21 protein-coding genes and 1 riboswitch are annotated in these 25,012 nt (G+C 56.2%); of the genes, 6 read left to right on the forward strand and 15 right to left on the reverse strand.

Annotated elements, in window-relative coordinates; translation table 11 throughout:
- Nucleotides 1-21 precede the first annotated feature (21 nt).
- From murG to mraZ, 10 genes are read right to left on the reverse strand one after another with little or no spacing between them, the layout of a single operon-like run.
- Nucleotides 22-1,113, reverse strand: a complete 1,092-nt coding sequence (gene murG, locus CKQ53_RS02465) for an undecaprenyldiphospho-muramoylpentapeptide beta-N-acetylglucosaminyltransferase (RefSeq protein ID WP_085652369.1) — start codon at nt 1,111-1,113, stop codon at nt 22-24.
- Nucleotides 1,110-2,309, reverse strand: a complete 1,200-nt coding sequence (gene ftsW / locus CKQ53_RS02470) for a cell division protein FtsW (protein WP_085652368.1) — start codon at nt 2,307-2,309, stop codon at nt 1,110-1,112. Before ftsW ends, murG begins: the two co-directional genes overlap by 4 nt.
- Nucleotides 2,309-3,622: a UDP-N-acetylmuramoyl-L-alanine--D-glutamate ligase gene (murD, locus tag CKQ53_RS02475; protein ID WP_094118107.1), complete on the reverse strand. Its 1,314-nt coding sequence runs from the start codon at nt 3,620-3,622 to the stop codon at nt 2,309-2,311. Before murD ends, ftsW begins: the two co-directional genes overlap by 1 nt.
- A gap of 4 nt (nt 3,623-3,626) precedes the next feature.
- On the reverse strand, nt 3,627-4,709 hold the full coding sequence (gene mraY, locus CKQ53_RS02480) for a phospho-N-acetylmuramoyl-pentapeptide-transferase (RefSeq protein WP_026741705.1): 1,083 nt from the start codon (nt 4,707-4,709) through the stop codon (nt 3,627-3,629).
- Nucleotides 4,703-6,064 carry a UDP-N-acetylmuramoyl-tripeptide--D-alanyl-D-alanine ligase gene (murF, locus tag CKQ53_RS02485; RefSeq protein ID WP_094118106.1) on the reverse strand — a complete coding sequence of 454 codons (1,362 nt, stop codon included), beginning with the start codon at nt 6,062-6,064 and terminating at the stop codon, nt 4,703-4,705. The genes mraY and murF overlap by 7 nt, the downstream gene beginning before the upstream one ends.
- Nucleotides 6,061-7,545, reverse strand: coding sequence for a UDP-N-acetylmuramoyl-L-alanyl-D-glutamate--2,6-diaminopimelate ligase (gene murE, locus CKQ53_RS02490; protein ID WP_094118105.1), 1,485 nt, complete (start codon nt 7,543-7,545; stop codon nt 6,061-6,063). The genes murF and murE overlap by 4 nt, the downstream gene beginning before the upstream one ends.
- Entirely contained in the window at nt 7,532-9,295 is a 1,764-nt protein-coding gene (locus CKQ53_RS02495; RefSeq protein ID WP_085652363.1) for a peptidoglycan glycosyltransferase FtsI, read from the reverse strand. Before CKQ53_RS02495 ends, murE begins: the two co-directional genes overlap by 14 nt.
- Before the next feature lie 23 nt (nt 9,296-9,318).
- Nucleotides 9,319-9,639: a cell division protein FtsL gene (gene ftsL, locus CKQ53_RS02500; RefSeq protein WP_026739107.1), complete on the reverse strand. Its 321-nt coding sequence runs from the start codon at nt 9,637-9,639 to the stop codon at nt 9,319-9,321.
- Complete coding sequence (gene rsmH, locus CKQ53_RS02505) at nt 9,636-10,577, reverse strand: 16S rRNA (cytosine(1402)-N(4))-methyltransferase RsmH (protein ID WP_085652362.1); 942 nt, start codon at nt 10,575-10,577, stop codon at nt 9,636-9,638. The genes ftsL and rsmH overlap by 4 nt, the downstream gene beginning before the upstream one ends.
- A 2-nt stretch (nt 10,578-10,579) precedes the next feature.
- Nucleotides 10,580-11,038 carry a division/cell wall cluster transcriptional repressor MraZ gene (gene mraZ / locus CKQ53_RS02510; protein ID WP_026741699.1) on the reverse strand — a complete coding sequence of 153 codons (459 nt, stop codon included), beginning with the start codon at nt 11,036-11,038 and terminating at the stop codon, nt 10,580-10,582.
- Nucleotides 11,039-11,913: 875 nt separating this feature from the next.
- Between mraZ and CKQ53_RS02515 the strand changes: the two genes are divergently transcribed.
- Complete coding sequence (locus CKQ53_RS02515; RefSeq protein WP_085652361.1) at nt 11,914-12,375, forward strand: L-alanine exporter AlaE; 462 nt, start codon at nt 11,914-11,916, stop codon at nt 12,373-12,375.
- Nucleotides 12,376-12,573: 198 nt separating this feature from the next.
- Here CKQ53_RS02515 and cra read toward each other — a convergent pair whose 3' ends face one another.
- Nucleotides 12,574-13,578, reverse strand: a complete 1,005-nt coding sequence (gene cra, locus CKQ53_RS02520) for a catabolite repressor/activator (RefSeq protein WP_094118104.1) — start codon at nt 13,576-13,578, stop codon at nt 12,574-12,576.
- Between the two features lie 1,045 nt (nt 13,579-14,623).
- Between cra and leuA the strand changes: the two genes are divergently transcribed.
- Genes leuA through leuD form a run of 4 tightly spaced genes read left to right on the forward strand, consistent with a single transcriptional unit; the run spans nt 14,624 to nt 19,310 of the window.
- On the forward strand, nt 14,624-16,201 hold the full coding sequence (gene leuA / locus CKQ53_RS02530; protein ID WP_094118103.1) for a 2-isopropylmalate synthase: 1,578 nt from the start codon (nt 14,624-14,626) through the stop codon (nt 16,199-16,201).
- Nucleotides 16,201-17,292 carry a 3-isopropylmalate dehydrogenase gene (gene leuB, locus CKQ53_RS02535; protein ID WP_094118102.1) on the forward strand — a complete coding sequence of 364 codons (1,092 nt, stop codon included), beginning with the start codon at nt 16,201-16,203 and terminating at the stop codon, nt 17,290-17,292. The genes leuA and leuB overlap by 1 nt, the downstream gene beginning before the upstream one ends.
- Before the next feature lie 2 nt (nt 17,293-17,294).
- Nucleotides 17,295-18,695, forward strand: coding sequence for a 3-isopropylmalate dehydratase large subunit (gene leuC, locus CKQ53_RS02540; protein WP_094118101.1), 1,401 nt, complete (start codon nt 17,295-17,297; stop codon nt 18,693-18,695).
- Nucleotides 18,696-18,707: 12 nt separating this feature from the next.
- Nucleotides 18,708-19,310, forward strand: a complete 603-nt coding sequence (gene leuD / locus CKQ53_RS02545; RefSeq protein WP_085652356.1) for a 3-isopropylmalate dehydratase small subunit — start codon at nt 18,708-18,710, stop codon at nt 19,308-19,310.
- 48 nt (nt 19,311-19,358) lie between these two features.
- Here leuD and CKQ53_RS02550 read toward each other — a convergent pair whose 3' ends face one another.
- The 4 genes from CKQ53_RS02550 to sgrT form a co-directional block, all read right to left on the reverse strand.
- Nucleotides 19,359-20,264: a siderophore-interacting protein gene (locus CKQ53_RS02550; RefSeq protein ID WP_085652355.1), complete on the reverse strand. Its 906-nt coding sequence runs from the start codon at nt 20,262-20,264 to the stop codon at nt 19,359-19,361.
- A gap of 219 nt (nt 20,265-20,483) precedes the next feature.
- Nucleotides 20,484-20,825, reverse strand: coding sequence for a ribonuclease G (locus CKQ53_RS02555; RefSeq protein ID WP_085652354.1), 342 nt, complete (start codon nt 20,823-20,825; stop codon nt 20,484-20,486).
- A 291-nt stretch (nt 20,826-21,116) separates the two neighbouring features.
- Entirely contained in the window at nt 21,117-22,622 is a 1,506-nt protein-coding gene (gene proP, locus CKQ53_RS02560; protein WP_085652353.1) for a glycine betaine/L-proline transporter ProP, read from the reverse strand.
- Nucleotides 22,623-22,914: 292 nt separating this feature from the next.
- A complete protein-coding gene (sgrT, locus tag CKQ53_RS02565; protein WP_085652385.1) occupies nt 22,915-23,079 on the reverse strand; it encodes a glucose uptake inhibitor SgrT in 165 nt (54 codons plus the stop codon).
- A 106-nt stretch (nt 23,080-23,185) separates the two neighbouring features.
- Here sgrT and sgrR point away from each other — a divergent pair, with 106 nt between their 5' ends.
- Entirely contained in the window at nt 23,186-24,844 is a 1,659-nt protein-coding gene (sgrR, locus tag CKQ53_RS02570) for an HTH-type transcriptional regulator SgrR (protein ID WP_085652352.1), read from the forward strand.
- A 40-nt stretch (nt 24,845-24,884) separates the two neighbouring features.
- A riboswitch (TPP riboswitch) is annotated at nt 24,885-25,004 on the forward strand.
- Nucleotides 25,005-25,012 lie beyond the last annotated feature (8 nt).

Raw genomic sequence — 25,012 nt, forward strand, 5'->3', positions numbered from 1 at the left:
CTGTGTCCGGCGATGTCATGATTAATGTTGAACCGCTGCCACGTCTTGTGTACGCGCCGCCGCGACGACTTCCGCCGCAACGCGCTCGGTCGCATCAGGAATGGCGACCGATTGGGCCTTCTCGGCCATGTCGCGCAGCGTAGCGCGGTCCCAGCCGGCCAAGACATCGCTGACGGCGTCAACGCTGATCTGGGCCTGCTCGATAATTTTGGCCGCGCCCGCCTGTTCCAGCGGCAACGCGTTCCAGTACTGCTGCCGATCCTTATGTTGGAACGGCACGAAAAGCGCCGGCAAACCAGCGGCGGCGATCTCACTGACCGTCAGCGCCCCGGAACGGCAGACAACGACATCGGCCCAGGCATAAGCCTCGGCCATATCATCAATAAACTCGACCACGTTATGCTGCGGCTGTCCGGCTGCCGCATACGCTGCCTGCACGTCGGCTTGCGCGCCTTTACCAGTTTGATGCCAAAGGGTGATTCTGTCGCCCAGCGTGGCGGCCACGCCCGGCAACGTCTGATTCAATACCCGAGCGCCCTGGCTGCCGCCGATAACCAATACCCGGATAGGTCCGCTACGGTCAGCCAGGCGTTCCGCCGGTAACGGCAGCGCCAACACGTCAGTGCGCACAGGGTTTCCGACCACGGGCGCTTTAGGAAATGCGCCCGGAAACGCCTGCAGAACCGTTTTCGCAATACGCGACAGCCAGCGGTTGGTCAGCCCGGCGATGCCGTTCTGTTCATGCAACACAACCGGAATGCCGCACAGCCACGCCGCCAAACCGCCGGGACCGGACACATAGCCGCCCATGCCCAGCACGACGTCCGGCTGGTATTGGCGCATGATCGCCTGTGCCTGACGCACCGCGCGGAATATACGTACCGGCGCGCTGATCAACGCCTTAAGCCCTTTGCCGCGCAGACCGGAAATGCGGATAAAATCAATCTCAATCCCGTGCTTCGGCACCAAATCGGCTTCCATACGGTCAGCGGTGCCCAACCAGCGCACCTGCCATCCCTGCGCCATCAGATGATGCGCCACGGCCAATCCGGGGAACACATGGCCCCCGGTTCCGCCCGCCATCACCATCAAACGCTTGCCTTCGCCACTCATCGGGCACTCCTCGTAAACGCCTGCGCTTTCGTCAGACGCGTCTCATAATCTATGCGTAACAGCAGTACGATGGCGGTCGACATAATCAACAGACTGGACCCCCCGTAACTGACCAGCGGCAGGGTTAACCCTTTGGTCGGCAACATGCCCGCCGCGGCTCCCACATTGACCAATGTTTGGAAACTGAACCAAATGCCGATGGAACACGCCAGGAACCCTGAAAAGCGCTGATCGATCTGCAGCGCGCGGCGTCCAATCGACATCGCCCGAAAGGCGACGAAGAATATCATTAACAACGCTAAAACCACACCGATATAGCCCAGTTCTTCGCCTAAAATGGAGAAAATAAAGTCAGTGTGCGCTTCCGGCAGATATTCCAGTTTCTGAATCGAATTACCCAGTCCCTGCCCCCACACTTCGCCGCGTCCGAACGCCATCAGCGACTGCGTCAGCTGATAGCCGCTGCCGAACGGATCATCCCAAGGGTTCCAGAACGATGTCACACGGCGGATACGGTACGGTTCCGCAATAATCAGCAGACAGACCGCGAAAATGCCGCTGCCGATAATCGCCAGGAACTGCCAGAGTTTGGCGCCCGCCAGGAACAGCATGGCTAGCGTCGTAATAAACAACACCACGACGGTGCCGAGGTCAGGCTGCGCCAGCAGCAGCACCGCCAGCACCACCATCACGCCCATCGGTTTACAGAAGCCCCAGAAGTTGTTTCGCACCTCTTCGACTTTGCGCACCATGTAGCTGGAGAGGTAGCAGAACAGCGCCAGCTTCGACAACTCGGCAGGCTGTATGCGCAACGGCCCCAGCGAAATCCAGCGGGAGGCACCGTTGACCGAACTCCCGACGACCAAGACCACCAACAGCAGCACAATGGCCACCAGCAGCAGTACCGGGCTGTAACGCTGCCAGACTTCCATCGGCACTCGCATGGTGATCAGCGACAAACCGAACGCCAGCGCCAGATAGAGTCCGTCGCGCTTGGCGAACAGGAACGGGTCGCCAGCGAGGCGTTGTCCTACCGGCATGGAAGCGGAAGTCACCATCACGAAGCCGATGACCGCCAGTCCGAGCGTCAGCCACAGCAGCGTACGATCGTACAGCACGGCGCTGAGGTTATCGCTTTCGCGCGTCCCCATGACCCAGCGTCTCAATCGTTCCACTACTGCTCCTGCCATTTGCATCAGCCCAGTTCCTCCGCCAAACGTGCAAATTCATCGCCGCGCTGCTCAAAGCTGCGGAACTGATCCAGACTCGCGCAGGCTGGGGACAGCAAGACCACGTCGCCCGGGCTGACCTGCTGAGCAATGAGCGTCATCGCCTGCGCCAGGGTCTCGGTACGCTGAGCGACGTCAGGACGCAGCGCCGCCAGCAGATCGCCATCGCGACCGAAACAGTACAGCCGCACCTTATCGCCCTGAAGATAGGGCTTCAGCGGCGAGAAGTCGGCAGATTTGCCGTCTCCGCCCAGCAGCAGATGCAGCGTGCCGTCGATGCGCAAACCGCTCAGCGCCGCCTCGGTACTGCCGACGTTGGTCGCTTTCGAGTCGTTGATCCAGCGCACCTCGTTGCGATCCAGCACCAGTTGGAAACGATGCGCCAGACCGGTAAAGCCAGTGAGCGCGGCCAGCGCGGAAGCGCGCGGAATGCCCACCGTATCGGCCAGCGCCAACGCGGCGAGCGCATTGGTATAGTTATGCTGTCCGACCAATTTGATTTCACGCGTATTGATCACGCGCTCCCCATTAACCCGCAGCCAGGTTTCGCCCTGCTGCCGATTCAGGTGATAGTTGCCCACGTCCACGCCGAAGCTTAGACAGCGGTCGTCAGCCCCGCGCACCGGCATGGTCAGCGCATCATCGGCGTTCACCACGCAGACCGCGGCGTTTTCGTAAATGCGCAGCTTCGCGGCGCGGTACTGTTGCAGACCTAACGGATAACGGTTGGAATGATCTTCCGTCACATTCAGGATGGTGGCCGCCGCGGCATGCAGGCTACAGGTTGTTTCCAGCTGGAAGCTGGACAGTTCCAGCACGTACAGCTGGCACTCCTGCTTGAGCAATTCCAACGCGGGGACGCCGATGTTGCCGCCAACGCCTACCGACCAACCGGCCGCACGCGCCATATCTCCCACCAGCGTGGTGACGGTGCTTTTACCGTTCGATCCTGTAATCGCGACGATCGGCGCCTGCGCCTCGCGGCAAAACAGCTCGATATCGCCGACGATCTCAATGCCTGCCTCCGCAGCGTCGCATAATGCAGGCGTGGCCAGCGCGATACCGGGGCTGGCCACGATCAGGTCGGCGTCCATCAGCCAGTCTTCCTGTAAACCGCCCACATAACGTTCGACCTGCTCAGGCAGTTTATCCAGACCAGGCGGACTGACACGGGTATCCACCACGCGAGGCGTCACCCCGCGCGCAAGGAAGAAATCAACACAGGAGAGCCCGGTCAGGCCCAACCCGATAATGACGACTTTTTTACCCTGATAGTCCATGTCGTTACCGTACCTTCAGTGTGACGAGTCCAATGAGCACCAGCATCAGAGAAATAATCCAGAACCGCACAATCACGCGCGGTTCCGGCCAACCTTTAAGCTCATAGTGGTGATGAATCGGCGCCATGCGGAAAATCCGCTGGCCGCGCAGCTTAAAGGAGCCAACCTGCAGGATCACCGACAGCGTTTCGACCACGAACACGCCTCCCATGATCACCAGTAAAAATTCCTGACGCAGCAGCACGGCGATCGTCCCGAGCGCGCCGCCCAGCGCCAGCGAACCGACGTCGCCCATAAAGACCTGCGCCGGATAGGTGTTGAACCACAGAAACCCGAGTCCCGCGCCGACTATCGCCGTACACACCACCACCAGTTCGCTGGCATGGCGGATATACGGAATATGCAGATAGTTGGCGAAGTTCATGTTCCCCGTCGCCCACGCCACCAGCCCAAAGCCCGCGGCGACAAACACCGTCGGCATAATCGCCAGACCGTCCAGACCGTCAGTCAGATTGACGGCGTTGCTGGTGCCGACAATGACGAAATACGCCAGCACCACATACATCAACCCTAACTGCGGCATGATGTCTTTAAAGAACGGTACGACCAGCTGCGTCGCTGGCGTATCTTTGCCGATGGCATACATGGAAAAGGCGACGATCAGCGCCAACAGCGACTGCCAGAAATACTTCCAGCGCGCGATCAGCCCTTTAGTGTCTTTACGTACAACCTTGCGGTAGTCGTCCACGAATCCGACGATGCCGTAGCCCAGCAGTACCAGCAACACGCACCAGACGTAAGGGTTAGACAGGTTGACCCACAGCAGAACGGAAATCGTGATCGAAGCCAGTATCATCACGCCGCCCATCGTCGGCGTACCGCGTTTGCTGAAGTGCGACTCCGGCCCTTCGCTGCGAACGACCTGACCAATCTGTAAACGCTGTAACCAAGCAATCAAATGCGGCCCCATCCAGAGCGAGATCACCAACGCAGTCAGCAGGCTGACGATGGCTCGAAACGTCAGGTAGGAAAAGACGTTGAAGCCGGAATAAAATTTGACCAATTGTTCGGCCAGCCACACTAACATGTTGCCTTCTCCTGTAATGCGCGTACTACCTGCTCCATCGCAGCGCTGCGTGAGCCTTTTATTAAAATGGTAATCACTGTGTGTTCCGCCAACAGCGCCCGAAGACGGTCGACCACGGCGGCTTTATCCTGAAAATGTTCACCCTGCCCGCTGGCCTGGCTAATCCATTCGCTCAACGTGCCGACGCTCAGCACCAGGTCGATACCAGCGATTCGTGCCGCCTCGCCGACCTGACGGTGACAGGCTTCTGCTTCCTGCCCCAACTCCGCCATGTCACCGACGACCAGTACCCGATAACCCGGCATGTCCGCCAGCACCTGCACCGCCGCCGTCAGAGAACCCACGTTGGCGTTGTAGCTGTCGTCGAGCACCCGTTGTTCACCGCCCAGAGAGAGCGGGAACAAACGCCCCGGCACCGCCTGAAGCTGCGCCAGCCCAGATTTCACGTCCTCCAGCGATGCACCGACGGACATCGCCAGCGCCGCAGCCGCCAGCGCGTTGGCGATGTTGTGTTTACCCGGCAACGGTAACGTGACCTCAACCTCGCCGATCGGGCTGTGCAGGGTGAACGTCGTCCCCTGCGCTTGCACCGCGACATCGCTGGCGAAGAAGTCCACATCCTCTGCGGCTTCCGGCGAAAAACGCCAGACGGTTTTCTGCGTCAGCGTCGTTTGCCAATGCGGCCAGTCATTGCTGTCGGCGTTAAGAATGGCAACGCCATCAGCGGGCAGACCGTTGAAGATTTCGCCCTTAGCCTGCGCAACACCGGCCAGCGACCCGAACCCTTCCAGATGCGCCGCCGCAATATTGTTGACCAGCGCCGTTTCCGGCCGCGTGAGATCGGCGGTGTAGGCAATCTCGCCGATGTGGTTCGCGCCCAGCTCAATGACGGCGAAATCATGTTCCGGCGTCAGTCGAAGCAGCGTCAACGGTACGCCGATGTCGTTATTCAGATTACCGGCGGTATACAGGACATTGCCGCACTGCCGCAGAATCGCCGCGGTCATCTCTTTGACCGACGTCTTGCCGGACGAACCGGTCAGGGCGACGACGCGGGCCGACGATTGCTGCCGTACCCAGGCAGCCAGCGCGCCGAGCGCCAGCCGCGTATCCTTAACAATGAGCTGCGGCGCCGAAACGGGTAAGCGCTTACTCACCACCAGTGCTGCCGCGCCCTGACTTATCGCATTCTCGGCATAGTCATGGGCATCGAATTTCTCGCCCTGCAACGCCACAAACAGGCAGCCTTCCGTCAGATGACGGGTGTCCGTCGAGACGGCGTCGATCGCCAGATCGTCCCCTTCCAGACGGGCGTCTAATACGTTCGCCAATTGGCTCAGCGTTACGCGAATCATGCCACCACTCCCAACAGGCGTGCGACCGTCATGCGGTCGGAGTAATCCAGCCGCTGATTGCCCACGATCTGATAATCTTCGTGACCTTTACCGGCCACCAGCACCACATCATCCGGTCCGGCATGCATTACCGCGCTGCTGACCGCCGCTGCTCGACCTTCAATCGTCTGCGCTCGTCCGGCGTCCATCAGGCCGCTCAGGATATCTTTGACGATAGCCTGCGGCGCTTCGCTGCGCGGATTGTCGTCCGTCACGATGACCCGGTCGGCCAGCTGTTCCGCTACCGCTCCCATAAGTGGGCGCTTACCTCTATCGCGATCGCCCCCGCAGCCGAACACGCACCAGAGCTGCCCCTGACAGTGCAGTCTTGCCGCCTCCAGCGCTTTTTCCAGCGCGTCGGGCGTGTGGGCGTAATCAACGACTACGGTGGGTTTCCCTTCGGCATGGAAGACTTCCATCCGACCGCACACCGGCTGGATCGCCGTCGCCGTTTCAGCCAACGACTCCAGCGGATAGCCCAGCGCCAGCAGCGTCGCCAGCGCCAGCATAATGTTACTGACGTTGAACTCGCCCATCAGGCGGCTATGGATCATAGCCGGACCCCAACTGGAGTCCACCTGCGCGGTGAAACCGCTGTCATGATATTCAACGCGGGTCGCCTGCAGCCAACGGCTCCGACCCTCTGGCCGCGCTGAGCCCAGCGTCACGGCCACCGCATCAGGAAGCCGACTCAACCAGCGTCGACCCACTTCGTCGTCCGCATTGATAATCGCTTCACCGACCTGATGTTCCGCGAAGAGCGCCCATTTGGCCTCTTCGTAATGCGCCATGTCGCCGTGATAGTCGAGATGGTCGCGGCTCAGGTTGGTAAATACCGCGGCGGCGAAAGGCAGCGCGGCAACGCGATGCTGCACCAGTCCGTGGGAAGAGACTTCCATGGCGGCAAACGTCGCGCCCGCATCTACCAATTGGCTAAGCGTCTGCTGTACGCCGATGGCCGATCCCGTGGTGTTTTCCGCCGGGGTTTCCCGACCCAGCAAACCATTGCCGATGGTACCCATGACCGCGCTGGTTTCGCCCAGCGCCTGGCTCCACTGCGCCAGCAGCTGGCTGGTGGTCGTTTTGCCGTTGGTGCCGGTCACGCCGACCAGACGGAGTCTCTCTGCGGGCTGGCGGTAGAAACGTCCCGCCAGCGCCGAAAGCCGCTGATTAAGCTCATCCAGATAAATCACCGGCACGCCGTGCTTTTCACACACGGTGCCTTCCGGATTTTCCTCATCCGCTTGGGCGATCACCGCAGCCACACCTTGAGCGATGGCCTGCGCAATATAGCGTCGCCCGTCGGTTTGATGTCCGACGATGGCGACAAAAACGTCGCCCGCCGCGGCAATGCGGCTGTCCAGCGTCATGTCCCGCAGCGCGCGCTCGGGAACGTTGGCAACCCACGGCGCCAGCAAATCGTGCAAATTACGATCTGTCACCTGAGCCCTCTTTTCGGTTAATAACGAATTCATTTTTCTCCCCCGTCGCCAGGGCATCCGGCTCGATGTTCATGGTGCGAAGCACGCCGCCCATGATGGCGCCGAAGACCGGCGCGGAGACCGCACCGCCATAGTATTTCCCGGCCTGCGGGTCATTGATGACCACGACCAGCGCGAAGCGAGGATTACTGGCCGGGGCAACACCGGCGGTGTAAGCGATGTATTTGTTGATGTACTTGCCGTCCGGCCCGACTTTCTTGGCCGTACCGGTCTTGATGGCAATGCGATAGCCTTTGATGGCGGCTTTCGAGCCGCCGCCGCCCGGCAGCGCGACGCTCTCCATCATGTGCACCACGGTGCGTACGATGTTTTCAGGGAAAATACGTTCTCCCGGCACCGGCGGGTCGACTTTGGTAATGGAAAGAGGGCGATAGACGCCGAAGCTGCCGATTGTGGCGTACATCCTGGCCAGCTGCAGCGGCGTGACCATCAGACCGTAGCCGAACGAGAAGGTCGCGCGTTCGATATCCGCCCAGCGCTGGCGGTGAGGAAACAGCCCTGAACTTTCGCCGACCAGCCCGAGGTTGGTGGGCTTGCCCAGACCAAAGCGAGAGTAAGTATCCACTAACACCGAAGAAGGCATCGCCAGCGACAGTCGTGATACGCCGACGTTACTCGATTTCTGCAGTACGCCCGTCAACGTCAGTTCGTTGTAGCGCGCTACGTCTTTGATTTCATGTCCGTTGATGTAATACGGCAGCGTATTTAGCACGCTGTTCTCTTTCACCACGTTGCGCTGTAGCGCGGACATCACCACCATCGGCTTCACGGTGGAACCCGGTTCGAAGATATCGGTGATGGCGCGGTTACGGATAACGTCGTTGGTGGTGCCGGACAGGTTGTTCGGGTTGTAAGACGGGCTATTGGCCATCGCCAGCACTTCGCCAGTGTTGACGTCAACCAGCACGGCAGTGCCGGACTCCGCCTTGTTGAAAGCGACGGCGTTATTCAACTCACGATAAACGAGCGCCTGCAGGCGTTCGTCGATGCTCAACATCAGGTTGTGCGCGGCCTGGCTGTCGACGGAGGAGATATCTTCAATCACGCGCCCGAATCGGTCTTTTCGTACGGTACGTTCGCCCGGTTGGCCGGTCAGCCAACGGTCGAAACTCTTCTCGACGCCTTCGATGCCCTGCCCGTCGATGTTGGTAAAACCGATCAAATGAGATGTCACCGGACCTGAAGGGTAGTAGCGACGGGACTCCTGACGCAGATTGATGCCCGGCAGCTTCAGTTTGTGAATGTATTCGCCGATAGCGGGGTTGATCTGACGCGCCAGATAAACGAAACGGCCGTTGGGGTTGGCGTTGACCTTGGTGGAGATTTGATCGAGCGGCATCTCCAGCGCGTCGGCCAGCGCTTTCCAGCGCGTATCGAGCGTGATGCCGCCGTGGTCGTTCACTTCCTTGGGATCGGCCCAGATAGCATTGACCGGGACGCTCACCGCCAGCGGACGACCCGCGCGATCGCTAATCATTCCGCGCGCGGTGGGCACTTCCTGCACGCGCAGAGAGCGCATGTCGCCTTCGCGCACCAGTTTATCCGGCGCAATGACCTGCAGATAGGCGGTACGCAGCATCAGGCCGACCAGACAGATCAGAATCCCCCCGCAAAGCAACGCAAAACGCCAGCTGACGAAGCTGGCATGTTCTTCCTGACGTTTCAACCTTCCGGTGCGTGCGGGTTTCATTTATTGAGTAATAACCTGTCAGTTCATTGTTTAACCACAATATTTTCCTGCGAAGGATCGACGTGTCCCATGTAGAGTTTTTCTATCGCGTTCTGCTCGACACGGCTATGGTCGCCCAGCGCATTCTCTTCCAGAATCAGGTTGCGCCATTCGATATCCAGCGCATCCCGTTCCAGCAGCAGGCGCTCGCGTTCTGCTGTCAGCAGACGAGTACGATGCGCCGTCGTCACTACGAGTACGGCCGAAATCAAAACAGCGACCAGCAACAGCAGCGGCAGTTTGCCGTGCCGCAGCAGATCTTCTGCAATGACGCCAGCCAACGAGTGACGTTCGTGCCCGATCATGAGGACAATCTCTCAGCGAAACGCAGTACGGAACTACGCGCGCGCGGGTTCTCCGCGACTTCAGCGTCGGACGGCTTCATTTTTCCTGCGATCTTCAGGGTTCTTCCCCCCTGTTCGCGGAGCTGCTCTTCCGTCAACGGCAGACCGGCAGGTACCTGCGGCCCACGGCTGTTATGACGGATAAAACGCTTCACGATGCGGTCTTCCAACGAGTGGAAGCTGATCACCGACAGTCGACCTTCGGGCGCGAGGACATCCAACGCGCCGTTGAGCGCACGTTCAATCTCTTCGAGTTCACTGTTGATATAGATACGGATGGCCTGGAAAGAGCGCGTTGCCGGGTGTTTGTGCTTTTCACGAATCGGACTGGCGGCGGCAATCAGCTCGGCCAGCTCTTTCGTGCGCGTCATCGGTTCAGTCTGATTACGCTCAACGATGGCGCGAGCAATACGGCGAGCGAAACGTTCTTCGCCAAAGGTCTTGAGAACCCAGGCGATATCTTCCGCTTCCGCTTTCATCAGCCATTCGGCGGCAGAAACGCCGCGGGTAGGATCCATACGCATGTCGAGCGGGCCGTCACGCATAAAGGAGAAACCGCGCTCCGGATCGTCGAGCTGAGGCGACGAGACGCCGAGATCCAGCAGTACGCCGTTGATTTTCCCCGTCAGCCCGCGCTCTTCAACGTATTCAGCAATGGAAGAGAAAGGACCGTGGATGATAGAGAAGCGCGCATCGTCAATGTCGCTGGCGGCGGCGATAGCTTGAGGATCGCGATCGATTGCCAGCAGGCGACCCTCCGGCCCCAAATGGGACAGAATCAGACGGGAGTGACCGCCGCGGCCAAACGTACCGTCAATGTAAATACCGTCGCCGCGAATGTTCAGGCCGTTGACGGCCTCATCCAACAGCACGGTCGTGTGTTTAAAAGTTTCTGTCATGACTATAGAGATAAGTCCTGCAATCGATCAGATAGCGGTTCCTGAGTCGATTGTTCAGATTCGATGTCTTCCTTGACTTGTCGATACCAGGTCTGTTCATCCCACAGTTCAAACTTGTTGAACTGCCCGACCAGCATCACTTCTTTTGTAAGTTTTGCATGTTGCCGCAGCGTGGACGCGATTAATAAACGCCCGGCACCATCCATTTGGCACTCACTGGCGTGTCCCAGCAGCAAACGCTGAACGCGACGTTCGGCGGGATTCATGCTCGACAGGCGAGAGAGCTTCTGTTCGATGATTTCCCACTCAGGCAAGAGATAAAGCAGTAGACATGGCTGGTGGAGGTCAATGGTACAAACCATTTGCCCCTGCGCTTCCTCGTTCAGTACGTCCCGGTATCGGGTCGGAACGGCGAGCCGTCCTTTACTGTCGAGATTGACCAGACTTGCCCCACGAAACATGGTTGTATTTAGCCCTTCATGCCATTTTCTACCACTTTGCCCCACAAATTCCCACGATTCAGAGTTTACGGAGGGGAGGAAAACCTTGTCAAGCAAGTACGGAAGTGGGCAGGCATTATTTTCGGTGACTTTACGCGGGGGAAAAACAGTTAAAAAAACACCAGTAAAAAATAATGAGTATTAAGGCTGTGATTATTTAAGAGAAATTATCCGGGCCTCAACGAACGCGTGAAAGATATACGCTTTACCCGCTAATGAAATATTATTTTCACAGCCACATATCGTTACGTATTTTTTATTTTCGGAAAAACCCAAGTTTCTCGTCAAACCCTGATTTGTCAGTATTTTTCGACAATCCCTTTTGCCAAAAAAGAAGGGTCTTAAATCTTCGATGCGGTTTTGAATTGTAAAAATAAATTTTTTAATGAGAAAAACACAATGTTTTCTATTGAGAATGTTTTATCAACGAAGACGTCCACGCTCCCGCGCAGTTTATCAGATGCAGAAAGACTGTTTATATTTACAGTATCAATGTCTCATGCCTGTCTAATAATAATCAGCTGGGTCTGAAGCTGAGCCGTTTGTATATAATAGAAAGTCAGACAACATTTCTCACATCGCCCTCCTCATTTACAGACGCAATGCTTTGTTTTAAATCACCATTTACATCATTGGCATAATAATAAAATGCCAATAACTATTTATACGAATAAACCAGCTTTAAATACCAAAAAAAACAATAAAATAAAAATTTATCGCTACTCTATAAATTATATCCAGTGATGTAGACTATTAAAAAGGCAATGACGCGAAATAAAACACCGATAAACTTAGGTGTTTCTGTTTCTATCCCCGACGCACTGGAGCCTATCGGCATGTTCACCTCCTTCTTACGCCTACGCAACGCGCTGGCTGACATCGTTGCCATGGTGATTTACTGTTTCGTTACGGGCATGGCGATTGAGATATTGATTTCAGACATGTCGTTCCAGCAGTCACTCTCTTCACGCCTGCTTTCCATTCCGGTCAATATGGTGATTGCGTGGCCTTATGGCATCTACCGCGATCGCATCGTAGCTTTCGCCCACAGTTTGGCGCCCCAATCCTGCCGAAGCAAAAACGTCGCTGATCTTATTGCCTATGTGAGTTTTCAGTCGCCGGTTTATATGGCTATTTTGCTCAGCATTGGCGCCAACGCCTCGCAAATTGCGACGGCCGTAGGGAGTAATGCCGTGATATCGATGGTCATGGGCGTGGCCTACGGTTATTTCCTGGAATATTGCCGTCAGCTGTTCCGCGTATCCCGCAAAAGTCCGGAACGACTTGCGACGCATTAAATGACCGGCAGGAAATGGCGTAAAACGGTAAAAGTTTTTTATAAAAGGGGACTTTTCTTAGGAGAAAACTTGGAAATAACGCGTTCTGAGTAAAAATTCGGAAAGAGATATCCAAATGACGTGTCATAAATGGCGATGATCATGGCGGGAATAACAGGAACTGCCGGAAAGATATCGACCCGGCAATTCCCTGTCGGCTTAACGACGGCTTAACGAACCTCGGCGATAAAGGCTGCGACGAATACGATACAGCCCCGCCTTCGGCCTGCGCGGTTCATCCAGACTCGCCAGCACCAGCTCCAGTACCCGTTCGGCCACTTCCCGATGACGCTGGGCGACGGACAACACCTGGCACTCCAGGAAATCCAGCAGCTCATTATCGCCGAAGGTGGCGATAGCCAGATTGTTAGGCAAACGCCCGCTTTGCTTCAGAGTCACGTCCATCACGCCCTGCAACAGCGGGAACGAGGTGGTGAACAGCGCCTCCGGCATCGGATTGTGCTGCAAATAGTCCGTGAATATCGCCGCCGCCGCGCTACGTTCGTAGCTGTTCGCATAGAGATATTGCACCTGACGGGGGTCGCTCTCCCAGGCCTGACGAAAACCTTGTTCACGCAGGAAGCTGACGGAGAGCTCTGGCAACGCCCCCAGATACAGCACCCGTTCAGCCGGAATGTTGCGCAGCTCTTGCGCCAGCATTTCCGCATCTTCCATATCCGCTCCCACCACGCTGGTGAAGTGCTCGCGATCCAGGGCACGATCCAACGCGATAATCGGCAAAGGATCTTTCACCCAACGCTGATAGAACGGATGTTCCGGAGGGAGCGACGTGGACACGATAATGGCATCGACCTGACGCTGCAGAAGATGTTCGATACAGCGCATTTCGTTATCGGGCTGATCTTCCGAACAAGCAATCAGTAATTGATAGCCGCGCTGGCGCGCCTGACGTTCCAGATAGTTGGCGATACGGGTATAGCTGGTATTTTCCAAATCGGGGATAACCAGACCGATAGAACGCGTTCGCCCGGCACGCAACCCGGCAGCCACGGCGTTTGGATGATAATTGTGTTCCCGTACCACAGCCATGACCTTTTCAACGGTCTTATCGCTCACGCGATACTGTTTCGCCTTTCCGTTGATGACATAACTGGCCGTCGTACGCGAAACCCCCGCAAGACGCGCAATTTCATCCAGTTTCACTGGTAACCCCTTAATAAGTCAGATAATGAAGAATTAATGGAATGATAGCCATAAACTAACCAGGGATATCTGTTCGATCTAACCGCATAACTTTCCGGTCAGCAACCGCTTTTATCACAGTATGATGACACGCATAGACTATTTAGTATTGCCCTGGTCCCGCCGGGGCTGCGCCGGGTTATAACGGTAGCCCAACGCCCTCCCTTCGGATCAACGCATTGAGCGCATCAATCCCTACTCATGTCTTGTCCACGATATTCTCGGAAACAATCCATCCTCATGCATAGGTGAAAACGACGTCGCCAGCCTGAAAAAACCGTCGAACGCATTTTTCTGACAAAATTCCCCGCTCGGTCGATTTTTTTATTCGCGTCAAAAGACGTTTTAAACGCGGATTTTCGAGGGATAACGTCCGGGCATTTTTGCCCCTCACAAACGCGGACGCATTAACATAATGTCAGTTAATGCAGCAGGCAAACCACGCACATTTCACACGCTTGCACGCATTCGGGGAATTCTCTGCCAAAAGCACTTTTACTACGTTAAAACTCCAAAAGAATTGGCCTTGGTCTGAAAATATTCCACGACCTTGAAACAGGTCAGCAAAAAATATTATCGGCGCTTATCCCTTTTTCTGCTCGAAAATGCCCTGTTTTTATCTTTGATGCGGCGATACCACCTGCTCAAGCATTCAGCATATCAAGCAATGGGGTCGTCTATTTTTAAGACGACTTAGACCGATTTTATCGCCGAAATCAGGCCGAGAAATCCCGCTTTGCCGCAAAAATCAAACGTTGACATACCCACAGTATTCAAGTACCAATAATAGAGAAGCAATTGACTAACAAACATTGGAAGATAATCAGCATGTCTCACTTCGCTAAACTACTAGGCCTACTACTCATCGCATCCAATATGCGCGGTATGCCGGTGGGCGAAATTCACAGCTGATTTTCACGCCACACCTTCAAGAAACCCGCGCCGTTGCGCGGGTTTTTTTTTACTCGCCGGGCGTCAGAATTAACAAGACAAAGGAACCAGAGCGATGAGCCAAGAAGTGATTATTTTCGATACCACATTGCGTGATGGTGAGCAGGCGCTGCAGGCCAGTCTGAGCGTTAAGGAAAAGATTCAAATCGCCATGGCGCTGGAACGCATGGGTGTCGATGTGATGGAAGTCGGCTTCCCGGTCTCTTCGCCTGGTGACTTTGATTCCGTTCAGTCCATCGCCCGGCAGATCAAAAACAGCCGCGTCTGCGCGCTGGCCCGATGTGTAGAGAAGGATATCGACGTCGCGGCGGAAGCCCTGAAAGTGGCTGAAGCCTTCCGAATTCATACCTTCATCGCCACCTCGCCGATGCATATCGCCACCAAGCTGCGCAGTACGCTGGACGACGTGGTTGAGCGCGCGACCTATATGATCAAACGCGCTCGTAACTACACCGACGACGTCGAGTTCTCCTGTGAAGATGCCGGACGAACGCCGATTGACGATCTGAGCCGTGTGGTGGAAGCCGCGATCAACGCTGGCGCCCGCACTATCAACATTCCAGATACCGTCGGCTACACCCTGCCCCATGAATTCGGCAACATCATCGCTTCTCTGTATCAACGCGTTCCCAACATCGACAAAGCCATCATCTCCGTGCATACCCATGACGATCTCGGTCTGGCGGTCGGCAATGCCATGGCGGCAGTCAACGCGGGCGCCCGTCAGGTCGAAGGGACACTGAACGGCATCGGCGAACGCGCCGGTAACTGTGCGCTGGAAGAAGTCATCATGGCGATCAAAGTACGTCAGAAGCTGATGAATCTGCACACCAACATCAACCATCAGGAAATTTACCGCACCAGCCAGATGGTCAGTAAGATCTGCAACATGCCGATCCCGGCTAACAAAGCCGTCGTGGGCGCTAACGCCTTCGCCCACTCTTCTGGCATTCATCAGGACGGCGTTCTGAAGAATCGTGAAAACTACGAAATCATGACCCCGGAATCCATCGGCCTGAAGGAAGTGCAACTGAACCTGACGTCGCGCTCAGGCCGTGCCGCTGTGAAGCACCGCATGGAAGAGATGGGCTATAAGGAATGCGACTACAACCTGGACGATCTGTACACCGCGTTCCTGAAACTGGCGGACAAAAAAGGCCAGGTGTTTGATTACGATCTGGAAGCGCTGGCGTTTATTAACAATAAGCAAGAAGACGCCGCCCTCTACCGTCTGGATTATTTCAGCGTACAATCAGGCTCCAGCGTCATGGCCACCGCCTCGGTCAAACTGGCCTGCGGCGAAGAAATTAAATCTGAAGCCGCCACCGGCAACGGCCCGGTCGACGCCGTCTACAAAGCCATCAACCGTATCACCGGTTTCGATATCAGTCTGGTTCAGTACCAGCTGTCCGCCAAAGGTCACGGTAAAGAAGCGCTGGGCCAGGTGGACATCGTCGTCGAATATCAGAACCGCCGCTTCCACGGCGTGGGTCTGGCGACGGATATCGTCGAATCCTCCGCGAACGCCATGGTGAACGTGTTGAACAATATTCAGCGTGCGCAGATGGTTGAAAAGGAATTACTGCGTTTGCAGCAGCAGAACAACAAACAAAATAGTCAGGAAACAGTGTGATGAACAAAAGCTACCATATCGCCGTACTGCCTGGTGACGGCATCGGCCCGGAAGTCATGGCTCAGGCATACAAAGTGCTGGAAGCCGTACGCCAACGTTTTGGTTTGAACATAACGACCAGCGAATATGACATCGGCGGCGCCGCTATTGACCGTCAGGGCACGCCGCTGCCGAAAGACACCATTACCGGCTGCGAGCAGGCGAGCGCGATTCTGTTTGGCTCCGTCGGCGGTCCGAAATGGGAACATTTGCCACCGGCAGAACAGCCTGAGCGCGGCGCATTGCTGCCGCTGCGTAAACACTTCAGCCTGTTCAGCAACCTGCGCCCGGCGCGTTTGTACCAGGGACTGGAAGCGTTCTGTCCGCTGCGCGAAGATATCGCGGCGAAAGGCTTCGACATTCTGTGCGTACGCGAGCTGACCGGCGGGATCTATTTCGGCCAGCCGAAAGGCCGCGAAGGCAGCGGCAAGGATGAACGCGCTTTCGATACCGAGATCTATCACCGTTTCGAAATCGAACGCATCGCCCGTATCGCCTTCGAATCCGCACGTAAACGCCGCCATATCGTGACGTCCATCGACAAAGCCAACGTGTTGCAGAGCAGCATTTTGTGGCGTGAAGTCGTCACAGAAATCGCCAAAGATTACCCGGATGTGAAGCTGAACCATATGTACATCGATAACGCCACGATGCAGATGATCAAAGATCCTGCGCAGTTCGACGTGGTGCTGTGCTCCAACATCTTCGGTGACATTCTGTCCGACGAATGCGCCATGATCACCGGCTCCATGGGCATGCTGCCATCCGCCAGCCTGAACGAATCTGGTTTCGGGCTGTACGAACCCGCTGGCGGTTCCGCACCGGATATCGCAGGTAAAGACATCGCCAACCCGATTGCACAAATCCTGTCCGCCGCTCTGCTGCTGCGTTACAGCCTGGGTGAAGATGCCGCCGCCTCCGCCATTGAGCAGGCGGTCAATCATGCGCTGGAAGCTGGCTACCGTACGGGCGATTTGGCTCGCGACGGCAAAGCCATCGGCACCAGTGAAATGGGTGACGTGATTGCCCGTTATGTCGCGGAAGGGGTGTAATCATGGGTAAAACGTTATATCAGAAATTATTCGATGCGCACGTCGTGTACGAAGCGGAAAACGAAACGCCGCTGCTGTATATCGACCGTCATCTGGTGCATGAAGTGACCTCGCCTCAGGCGTTCGACGGTCTGCGTGCGAAAGGACGTCAGCTGCGTCAGCCCGGCAAAACCTTCGCCACGATGGATCACAACGTCTCCACCCAGACTCGCGACATCAACGCGAGCGGCGAGATGGCCCGTATTCAGATGCAGGAGCTGATCAAAAACTGCCAGGCGTTCGGCGTTCAGCTGTACGACCTGAACCATCCTTATCAGGGTATTGTTCACGTGATCGGTCCTGAGCAGGGTATGACGCTGCCGGGCATGACCATCGTCTGCGGCGACTCCCACACGGCTACCCACGGCGCGTTCGGTTCGCTGGCATTCGGCATCGGGACGTCCGAAGTTGAACACGTCATGGCGACGCAGACCCTGAAACAAGGCCGCGCGAAAACCATGAAAATCGAAGTGACCGGCGATGCGGCTCCGGGCATCACAGCCAAAGACATCGTATTGGCGATCATCGGCAAAACCGGCAGCGCTGGCGGCACCGGGCATGTGGTCGAGTTTTGCGGCAAGGCTATCCAAGCGCTGAGCATGGAAGGCCGTATGACCCTGTGCAACATGGCGATTGAGATGGGTGCGAAAGCCGGTCTGGTCGCCCCGGATGAAACGACGTTTGCCTACCTGAAAGGTCGTCAGTTCTCGCCGAAAGGCGAAGAATGGGAAAACGCCGTCGAATACTGGAAGACCATGAAGTCAGACGCGGATGCGCAGTTCGACAGCGTCGTCACGCTGAACGCCGCCGACATCGCCCCGCAGGTCACCTGGGGCACCAACCCCGGTCAAGTGATCGGCGTGAATCAGGCCATCCCGGCACCGGAATCCTTCAACGATCCGGTTGAGCGCGCCTCTGCCGAGAAAGCGCTGAATTACATGGGTCTGAAAGCGGGTATCAAACTGACCGACGTCGCCATCGACAAAGTCTTCATCGGCTCCTGCACCAACTCGCGGATTGAAGATCTGCGCGCTGCGGCCGCTATTGCCAAAGGCCGCAAAGTGGCTGCGGGCGTGCAGGCAATGGTCGTTCCCGGCTCTGGTCCGGTAAAAGCGCAGGCAGAAGAGGAAGGTCTGGACAAGATCTTTATCGAAGCGGGCTTCGAATGGCGCCTGCCTGGCTGCTCAATGTGTCTGGCGATGAACAACGACCGTCTGAATCCGGGCGAGCGTTGTGCTTCCACCAGCAACCGCAACTTCGAAGGTCGTCAGGGTCGTGCCGGACGGACTCATCTGGTCAGCCCCGCAATGGCCGCCGCGGCTGCGGTGACCGGGCGTTTCGCCGACATTCGTGAACTGAACTGAGAGGGATAACCCATGACTAAATTTACTCAACATACTGGTCTGGTCGTCCCGCTGGACAACGCCAACGTCGATACCGATGCCATCATTCCCAAGCAGTTTCTGCAGAAGGTCACCCGCACCGGTTTCGGTCAGCACCTGTTCAATGACTGGCGTTTTCTGGATGACGCAGGCCAGCAGCCTAATCCTGAATTTGTGCTGAACCAGCCTCGTTACAAAGGCGCCAGCATCCTGCTGACCCGTGAAAACTTCGGCTGCGGTTCATCCCGCGAACATGCGCCTTGGGCGCTGACCGACTACGGCTTCAGCGTGGTGATCGCGCCGAGCTTCGCCGATATTTTCTACGGCAACGCCTTGAATAACCAGCTGCTGCCGGTGCGGCTGAGCGACGCCGACGTCGACGAACTGTTTGCCCTGGTGGAAAACAATGAAGGCATGACTTTCACCGTCGATCTGGAAGCTCAAATCGTGAAAGCAGGCGATAAAAGCTATTCGTTTGAAATCGATAGTTTTCGCCGCCACTGCATGATCAACGGTCTGGATAACATCGGCCTGACGCTGCAACACGAAGCGGCGATTGCCCGCTACGAGGAAACGCAGCCGACATTCCTGCGCTAAGCCTCACCGTGTCATGATGCTCAGGGCTCGCTTCGGCGGGCCTTTTTTTTACCGCTCCCGACGCGGCCCCTGACACCAGTAAGCCATAAACGCCATCGACTCGCGCGCAACGCCCCGCTCGCCCACCAGATATCGCCGTAAGGCTTTCACCACCGATGATTCAGCGGCCACCCAGCCGAAAAACTGTCCGTGCTGACTCTCCGCCCTTTCCCACAACAGCTCGTCTTCCGGGACGTCCGATAACTCAACGACGGGAGGCTCGTTTTGGGTCTGCGACAAGAGAAGCTCATCGCGCACCGCATCCAACAGACGCTCGCCGTGGTTTGCTCCGCTTTCTTCGCGCGGCAACCAATGGATGTCGGCGAAGGTGAAATGGCTGAAATCCAGACAGTCGGCGCGCAGAGGCAGTTCGATAAAGGCCTGCACCTGTGGCGGCGACGCCAGCCCGGCCAACTGCTCCAGAATCCCCTTTACGGCGGGAAATGCGGTTTCATCGGCGATCAGCAGCACCCGACGGGTCTGTTCGGTAGGACACCATTCATAACCGCCTTGGCTGTTCTCCGAGGCGGCGCAGGGCGCCACTACCTGAAGGCGAGCGCCCGGCTCGGCGCTCATCGCCCACGATGACGCCGGGCCTTCCGTACCGTGGATGACGAACTCCACCTCCAGCTCCCCCGCTGCCGCATTAAGACGACGGAGGGTATAGGTTCGCGCAATGGGACGCTGGCGTTTTGGCAACGCCAGTAGCTCGGCATACCAGTTAGCGACATCCGGCAATTGAGACGGCGTACCATCAATGGCGGGGAACAGGAGTTTGATGCGCTGATCGGGCGCGCCGGTGGTCATCTCGCGAACCGACTCACCGCTGAAAACACAGCGCATCATCGACGGGCTCAGCGTCTGTTTACGCGCTAATGCCACCTCGAAAATCTTGTACTCTTTCGATCCCGCCATGCTCATTCCTCTGGTTTTTCACCGTGTCCGAACGAGGAATGTTAGCATTCAACTGATAATGAGAACAATTATTGATACAGGGATTTACAGAAGGTGGTCACGGCTTCGCAGCGTGAGGTGAAGGTGAGAAATGTGGGCGTTCAAAACGGGTCTGATGGGGGAGATGACTAAAGAAATGGCATTCATCACGTTGCGATCAATGCCATTGTTTTGATGGAATTAGCGCAGCATTGCGCCCGCTAACGACGCCATCAATGCGGACATAACAAATATAGAGAAAAATACCGAGATCAGAGCCAGAACGAAGGCAAACAGACCAGCTCTGTTCCAGCTATTCTGTACGCGTTTAAACGTCTCGACATCATCATAATCGGCGTTCTGCCAGGCCCACTCGTTACCCTTGAAGCCACACACAAACACCCAAACGATATTCAACAGAGGAACAAAGCACAGCAGCGGCAGGTAAGTTTTGTTGCCCACGCCCCAGATGACGTTGAACATAAATGCGCCCCAGTTCCATCCTTTTACTTCTCTTGGTACTGCTTTTCCATATTCGGCCATGTGTGAGTTTTCCTTTCAAAATATGACAAAATAAATCGCAGCGGACAATACAACGGGCACCATTTAAGCTTCAACTATTTTGTGGTGATAATATGATCACCTAAATACTTCACTTAATTGATTATTATAAGGTGAGCGTTTTAACGGCCAGTGCGGGGATACAGCACCGTGTTCGACAGCGATTGAGTAGAAAAAAGATTTCGGGGGAGAAAAAATCAGGCAGAGGCCCAGTGGGCGTCTGCCTGATTGAGTATCAGGAAAGCAGAACACTTTCCTGAAAGCGTCTAACGATTACTCGTTGATGCGAGGATGCTGGTCGATCAGCGACTGGCGTTTCTTCTCCAGCTCGGTGATCTGTTCGTTAATACCTTCGATTTTATGCTCGATATTATCGTGATGCTCACGCAGCAGCTCTTTGGCTTCGCTCAGGTCGGAAGCGGCCGGCGTCGCGCCTTTCAGCGGCTTGTTAGCTGTTTCCTTCATGAAGATACCTGTGACCAGACCAATCACGGCAATCACCATCAGGTAGTAGGCCGGCATAAACAGGTTGTTGCTGGCTTCAACCAGCCACGCAGTCGCCGTCGGCGTCAGACCCGCAATCAGGATAGAGATGTTAAAGGCACTGGCCAGCGCACTGTAACGGATGTGCGTTGGGAACATCGCGGGCAGCGAAGACGCCATGACACCGGTAAAGGCGTTCAGAATGATGGCCAGTATCAGCAGACCCAGGAAAATCAGGCCGATGGCGCCGCTGTTGATCATCATGAAGCAAGGGATCGCCAGCAGGAACATCGCCACGCTGCCGATAACGACAAACGGTTTACGTCCGAATCGGTCGCTCAACAGTCCCATCACCGGCTGAACGAACAGCATCCCGATCATAATGGCGATGATAATCAGCACACCGTGGTTCTCGGAATAGTGCAGGTTATGCGACAGGTAGCTTGGCATATACGTCAACAGCATGTAGTAGGTGACGTTGGTGGCAATGACCAGACCCGTACAGGACAGCAGACTTTTCCAATGCTTAGTGGCGATCTCTTTGAACGAGACTCTCGGTCCGCTGCTCAAGCCGTCGCGATCGTCTTTTTCCATCTTCTCAACGTGCTGCTGGAACGCCGGCGTTTCCTCCAGCGCATGACGCAGGTAGAGACCGATGATGCCTAGCGGCAACGCCAGGAAGAACGGAATACGCCAGCCCCATTCCAGGAACGCCGCTTCGCCGATGATGGCGGAGATCAGCACCACGACGCCCGCGCCCAGCACAAACCCGGCGATGGAGCCGAAGTCCAGCCAGCTTCCCATGAAGCCACGTTTCCGGTCCGGAGAATATTCAGCGACGAAAATCGACGCGCCGGTATATTCGCCGCCCACAGAGAAGCCCTGGGCCATTTTGGCCAGCAGCAACAGTATCGGTGCCCAGATCCCAATGGAGTTATAGGACGGTATCAACCCGATACAGAAGGTACTGACCGACATGATAATAATGGTGATGGCCAATATTTTCTGACGGCCATATTTGTCGCCCAACGAGCCAAAGAACAGCCCGCCCAGAGGACGAATCAGGAAGGGAACGGAGAATGTCGCCAGCGCGGCGATCATCTGGACGCTGGGGTTAGCGCCGGGGAAAAAGACCTGACCCAGTGCGTAAGCCACAAAGCCATACACACCGAAATCGAACCATTCCATGGCATTGCCGAGCGCAGCTGCGGTAATGGCTTTACGTAAACGCGTGTCGTCGATAATGGTGACATCGCCCAAAACGATGGGCCGTGCCTTTCTTCTGCGTAACTTCATAGTGAATTATTTTACCTGTTTTAATGTAATAGACTGAATTGAAACGTCTCACTGAAGGATGGTCACATCAAGATAGTTTTTTATTTCGCTATAACCGATTAACCCAGTTTCATTTACTAGCATGTTACCATAGGTTGAATGTTTATATCGACTTTGACGTTCCTTTACTCACTTCCATAGTCCATATTAGCATAAGATACCGTCACTTATTTCGGGCAAAAAAAAGCCGGCGGAATAACCACCGGCCGGTGAAAGCTTCACCATCACTCAGAAAACAGAAACCTCGTCACAGTCAGATCCAGTGACGGTACTCCTCATCAGACATCTTCTCCGTCTGCCACTGCGTCACCTGCATCAGCAGCGCCAGACGCTGAGACGACGACAACCAGCGCCCCCACGCCGAGTGTCCCAATGACAGGATGTTGCGATAACTCCGATACAATCGTGATAGTGCCATCGTCATACCCTCCAACCGTTCATTATTTGCGCTTTCGTTATGACAAAGTATCAACGTAAGATAGGGGAAAATATATTGATGACTTTAGGCCGCGGAGTTCCCCTTTATGTCCTCATCTCGACTGCAACAACAGTTCATCCGGCTCTGGCAGCACCTGCAAGGTCAGCCTACTGACACTACGCTGCAGGAGCTGACAGGCGTACTCAACTGCTCGCGACGACATATTCGATCGCTGCTGCGAGCCATGCAGGAAGAGGGATGGTTGACCTGGGAAGCCGAAGCGGGACGAGGAAAACGCTCACGTCTCAGCTTCCTCTATACCGGCCTGGCGCTCCAACAACAGCGGGCGGAAGACCTGCTGGAGCAGGATCGGATTGACCAACTGGTGCAGTTGGTGGGGGACAAATCGCAGGTGCGGCAGATGCTGCTTTCCCACATCGGGCGCAGTTTCCGACAGGGCAAACATTTGCTGCGCATCGCCTACTACCGGCCAATGCGCAATCTTCTGCCCGGCTCCGCGTTGCGACGCTCGGAAACGCATCTGGCCCGCCAGATCTTTAGCGGGTTAACCACCATAAATGAGGAAAATGGGGAACTCCTGCCGGATTTAGCGCACCATTGGCAGCAGGTGTCGCCCCTACACTGGCGTTTTTATCTCCGCCCCGCCGTACGTTTCCATCATGGTCGGGAACTGACGATGGAAGATGTGATCGCCTCTCTGCAACGCATCACCGCCATGCCGCTGTTTTCTCATCTCTGCGCCATTGAATCGCCCATGCCTTCCGTGCTGGATGTGCGGCTGACGACACCCGATATCTGGTTGCCCTGGCTGCTAGGCAGCGTGTCCGCGATGATTTTGCCGCAGGAGTGGAAAACGCTGCCCGATTTTACCCGCCACCCGGTGGGAACCGGCCCTTACGCCGTGCTGCGCAACAGCAATACCCAGTTGAAAATCAATGCGTTCGACGACTATTTTGGCTATCGCGCGCTGATTGACGAAGTCAGCGTTTGGGTGTTGCCGGACGCACTGGATGCGCCCTCCTGCTCGCTTCAACTGCAAAACGACAACTCGCCCAACAACGAGCTGGAGAACCGGTTAGAGGAAGGCTGTTATTTTCTGCTGTTTGACCGGCGCTCGCCGCTGGCCTCACGCCCGGAGATCAGGGACTGGCTGTGTCAGGCTCTGAGCCCGGTCGCCCTGCTCGGACTCGCGGACGAAACCTATCAATGCAACTGGTCCCCGGCCTACGGCCTGCTCCCGCGCTGGCACCACGCCCAGCCACGTCTGGCGCAGGACAAACCCGCCGACCTCACGCATCTGACGCTCACCTTTTATCATGAGCATGCCGAGTATCAGGACATCAGCGACATCATTCGTCGACTGCTATCGGCCCACGGCGTCACGCTGTCGGTCCGCCGTATCGACTATGCTGAGTGGTATCAGGGCGCCGAGCCGAGCGACATCTGGCTCGGCAGCGCCAACTTCTATCTGCCGCTGGAGTTCTCTCTGTTCGCCCTGCTCTATGAACTGCCGCTGATGCAGCACTGTTTGGATCGGGATCTGGCCGAAGACGCCAGCCTGTGGCGTCAAGGCAGTGGGTCGCTGGCGGATTGGAGCCAGTCGCTCGTGACTCAGCAGCAGATCCACCCGCTGTTCCACCACTGGCTGCAACTGCAAGGCCAGCGCAGCATGCGCGGCATTCGGATGAATACGCTGGGATGGTTCGATTTCAAATCCGCCTGGTTCGTGCCGCCGGAAAACTGACGCGCGCTTTGACTCCGGGCATGAAGTCTCTACAATGCGTGAGTTCTCAACGGGGTGCGATAAAGTCCGGAGCCTTCATACCGTCCGCTTTACGCTGAGAAAATACCCGTCGAACCTGATCCGGTTAATACCGGCGAAGGGATTTGGGAGTGCTTTTCGGCTTGCTCA

Origin of the sequence: Lonsdalea britannica, from assembly GCF_003515985.1 — a bacterium.
GTDB lineage: Bacteria > Pseudomonadota > Gammaproteobacteria > Enterobacterales > Enterobacteriaceae > Lonsdalea > Lonsdalea britannica.

Bases quoted from the DNA above. Each gene is read 5' to 3' on its own strand.
- murG (WP_085652369.1), bottom strand. From the start codon at position 1,113: ATGAGTGGCGAAGGCAAGCGTTTGATGGTGATGGCGGGCGGAACCGGG.
- ftsW (WP_085652368.1), bottom strand. From the start codon at position 2,309: ATGCAAATGGCAGGAGCAGTAGTGGAACGATTGAGACGCTGGGTCATG.
- murD (WP_094118107.1), bottom strand. From the start codon at position 3,622: ATGGACTATCAGGGTAAAAAAGTCGTCATTATCGGGTTGGGCCTGACC.
- mraY (WP_026741705.1), bottom strand. From the start codon at position 4,709: ATGTTAGTGTGGCTGGCCGAACAATTGGTCAAATTTTATTCCGGCTTC.
- murF (WP_094118106.1), bottom strand. From the start codon at position 6,064: ATGATTCGCGTAACGCTGAGCCAATTGGCGAACGTATTAGACGCCCGT.
- CKQ53_RS02495 (WP_085652363.1), bottom strand. From the start codon at position 9,295: ATGAAACCCGCACGCACCGGAAGGTTGAAACGTCAGGAAGAACATGCC.
- ftsL (WP_026739107.1), bottom strand. From the start codon at position 9,639: ATGATCGGGCACGAACGTCACTCGTTGGCTGGCGTCATTGCAGAAGAT.
- rsmH (WP_085652362.1), bottom strand. From the start codon at position 10,577: ATGACAGAAACTTTTAAACACACGACCGTGCTGTTGGATGAGGCCGTC.
- mraZ (WP_026741699.1), bottom strand. From the start codon at position 11,038: ATGTTTCGTGGGGCAAGTCTGGTCAATCTCGACAGTAAAGGACGGCTC.
- CKQ53_RS02515 (WP_085652361.1), top strand. From the start codon at position 11,914: ATGTTCACCTCCTTCTTACGCCTACGCAACGCGCTGGCTGACATCGTT.
- leuA (WP_094118103.1), top strand. From the start codon at position 14,624: ATGAGCCAAGAAGTGATTATTTTCGATACCACATTGCGTGATGGTGAG.
- leuB (WP_094118102.1), top strand. From the start codon at position 16,201: ATGAACAAAAGCTACCATATCGCCGTACTGCCTGGTGACGGCATCGGC.
- leuC (WP_094118101.1), top strand. From the start codon at position 17,295: ATGGGTAAAACGTTATATCAGAAATTATTCGATGCGCACGTCGTGTAC.
- leuD (WP_085652356.1), top strand. From the start codon at position 18,708: ATGACTAAATTTACTCAACATACTGGTCTGGTCGTCCCGCTGGACAAC.
- CKQ53_RS02550 (WP_085652355.1), bottom strand. From the start codon at position 20,264: ATGGCGGGATCGAAAGAGTACAAGATTTTCGAGGTGGCATTAGCGCGT.
- CKQ53_RS02555 (WP_085652354.1), bottom strand. From the start codon at position 20,825: ATGGCCGAATATGGAAAAGCAGTACCAAGAGAAGTAAAAGGATGGAAC.
- proP (WP_085652353.1), bottom strand. From the start codon at position 22,622: ATGAAGTTACGCAGAAGAAAGGCACGGCCCATCGTTTTGGGCGATGTC.
- sgrT (WP_085652385.1), bottom strand. From the start codon at position 23,079: ATGGCACTATCACGATTGTATCGGAGTTATCGCAACATCCTGTCATTG.
- sgrR (WP_085652352.1), top strand. From the start codon at position 23,186: ATGTCCTCATCTCGACTGCAACAACAGTTCATCCGGCTCTGGCAGCAC.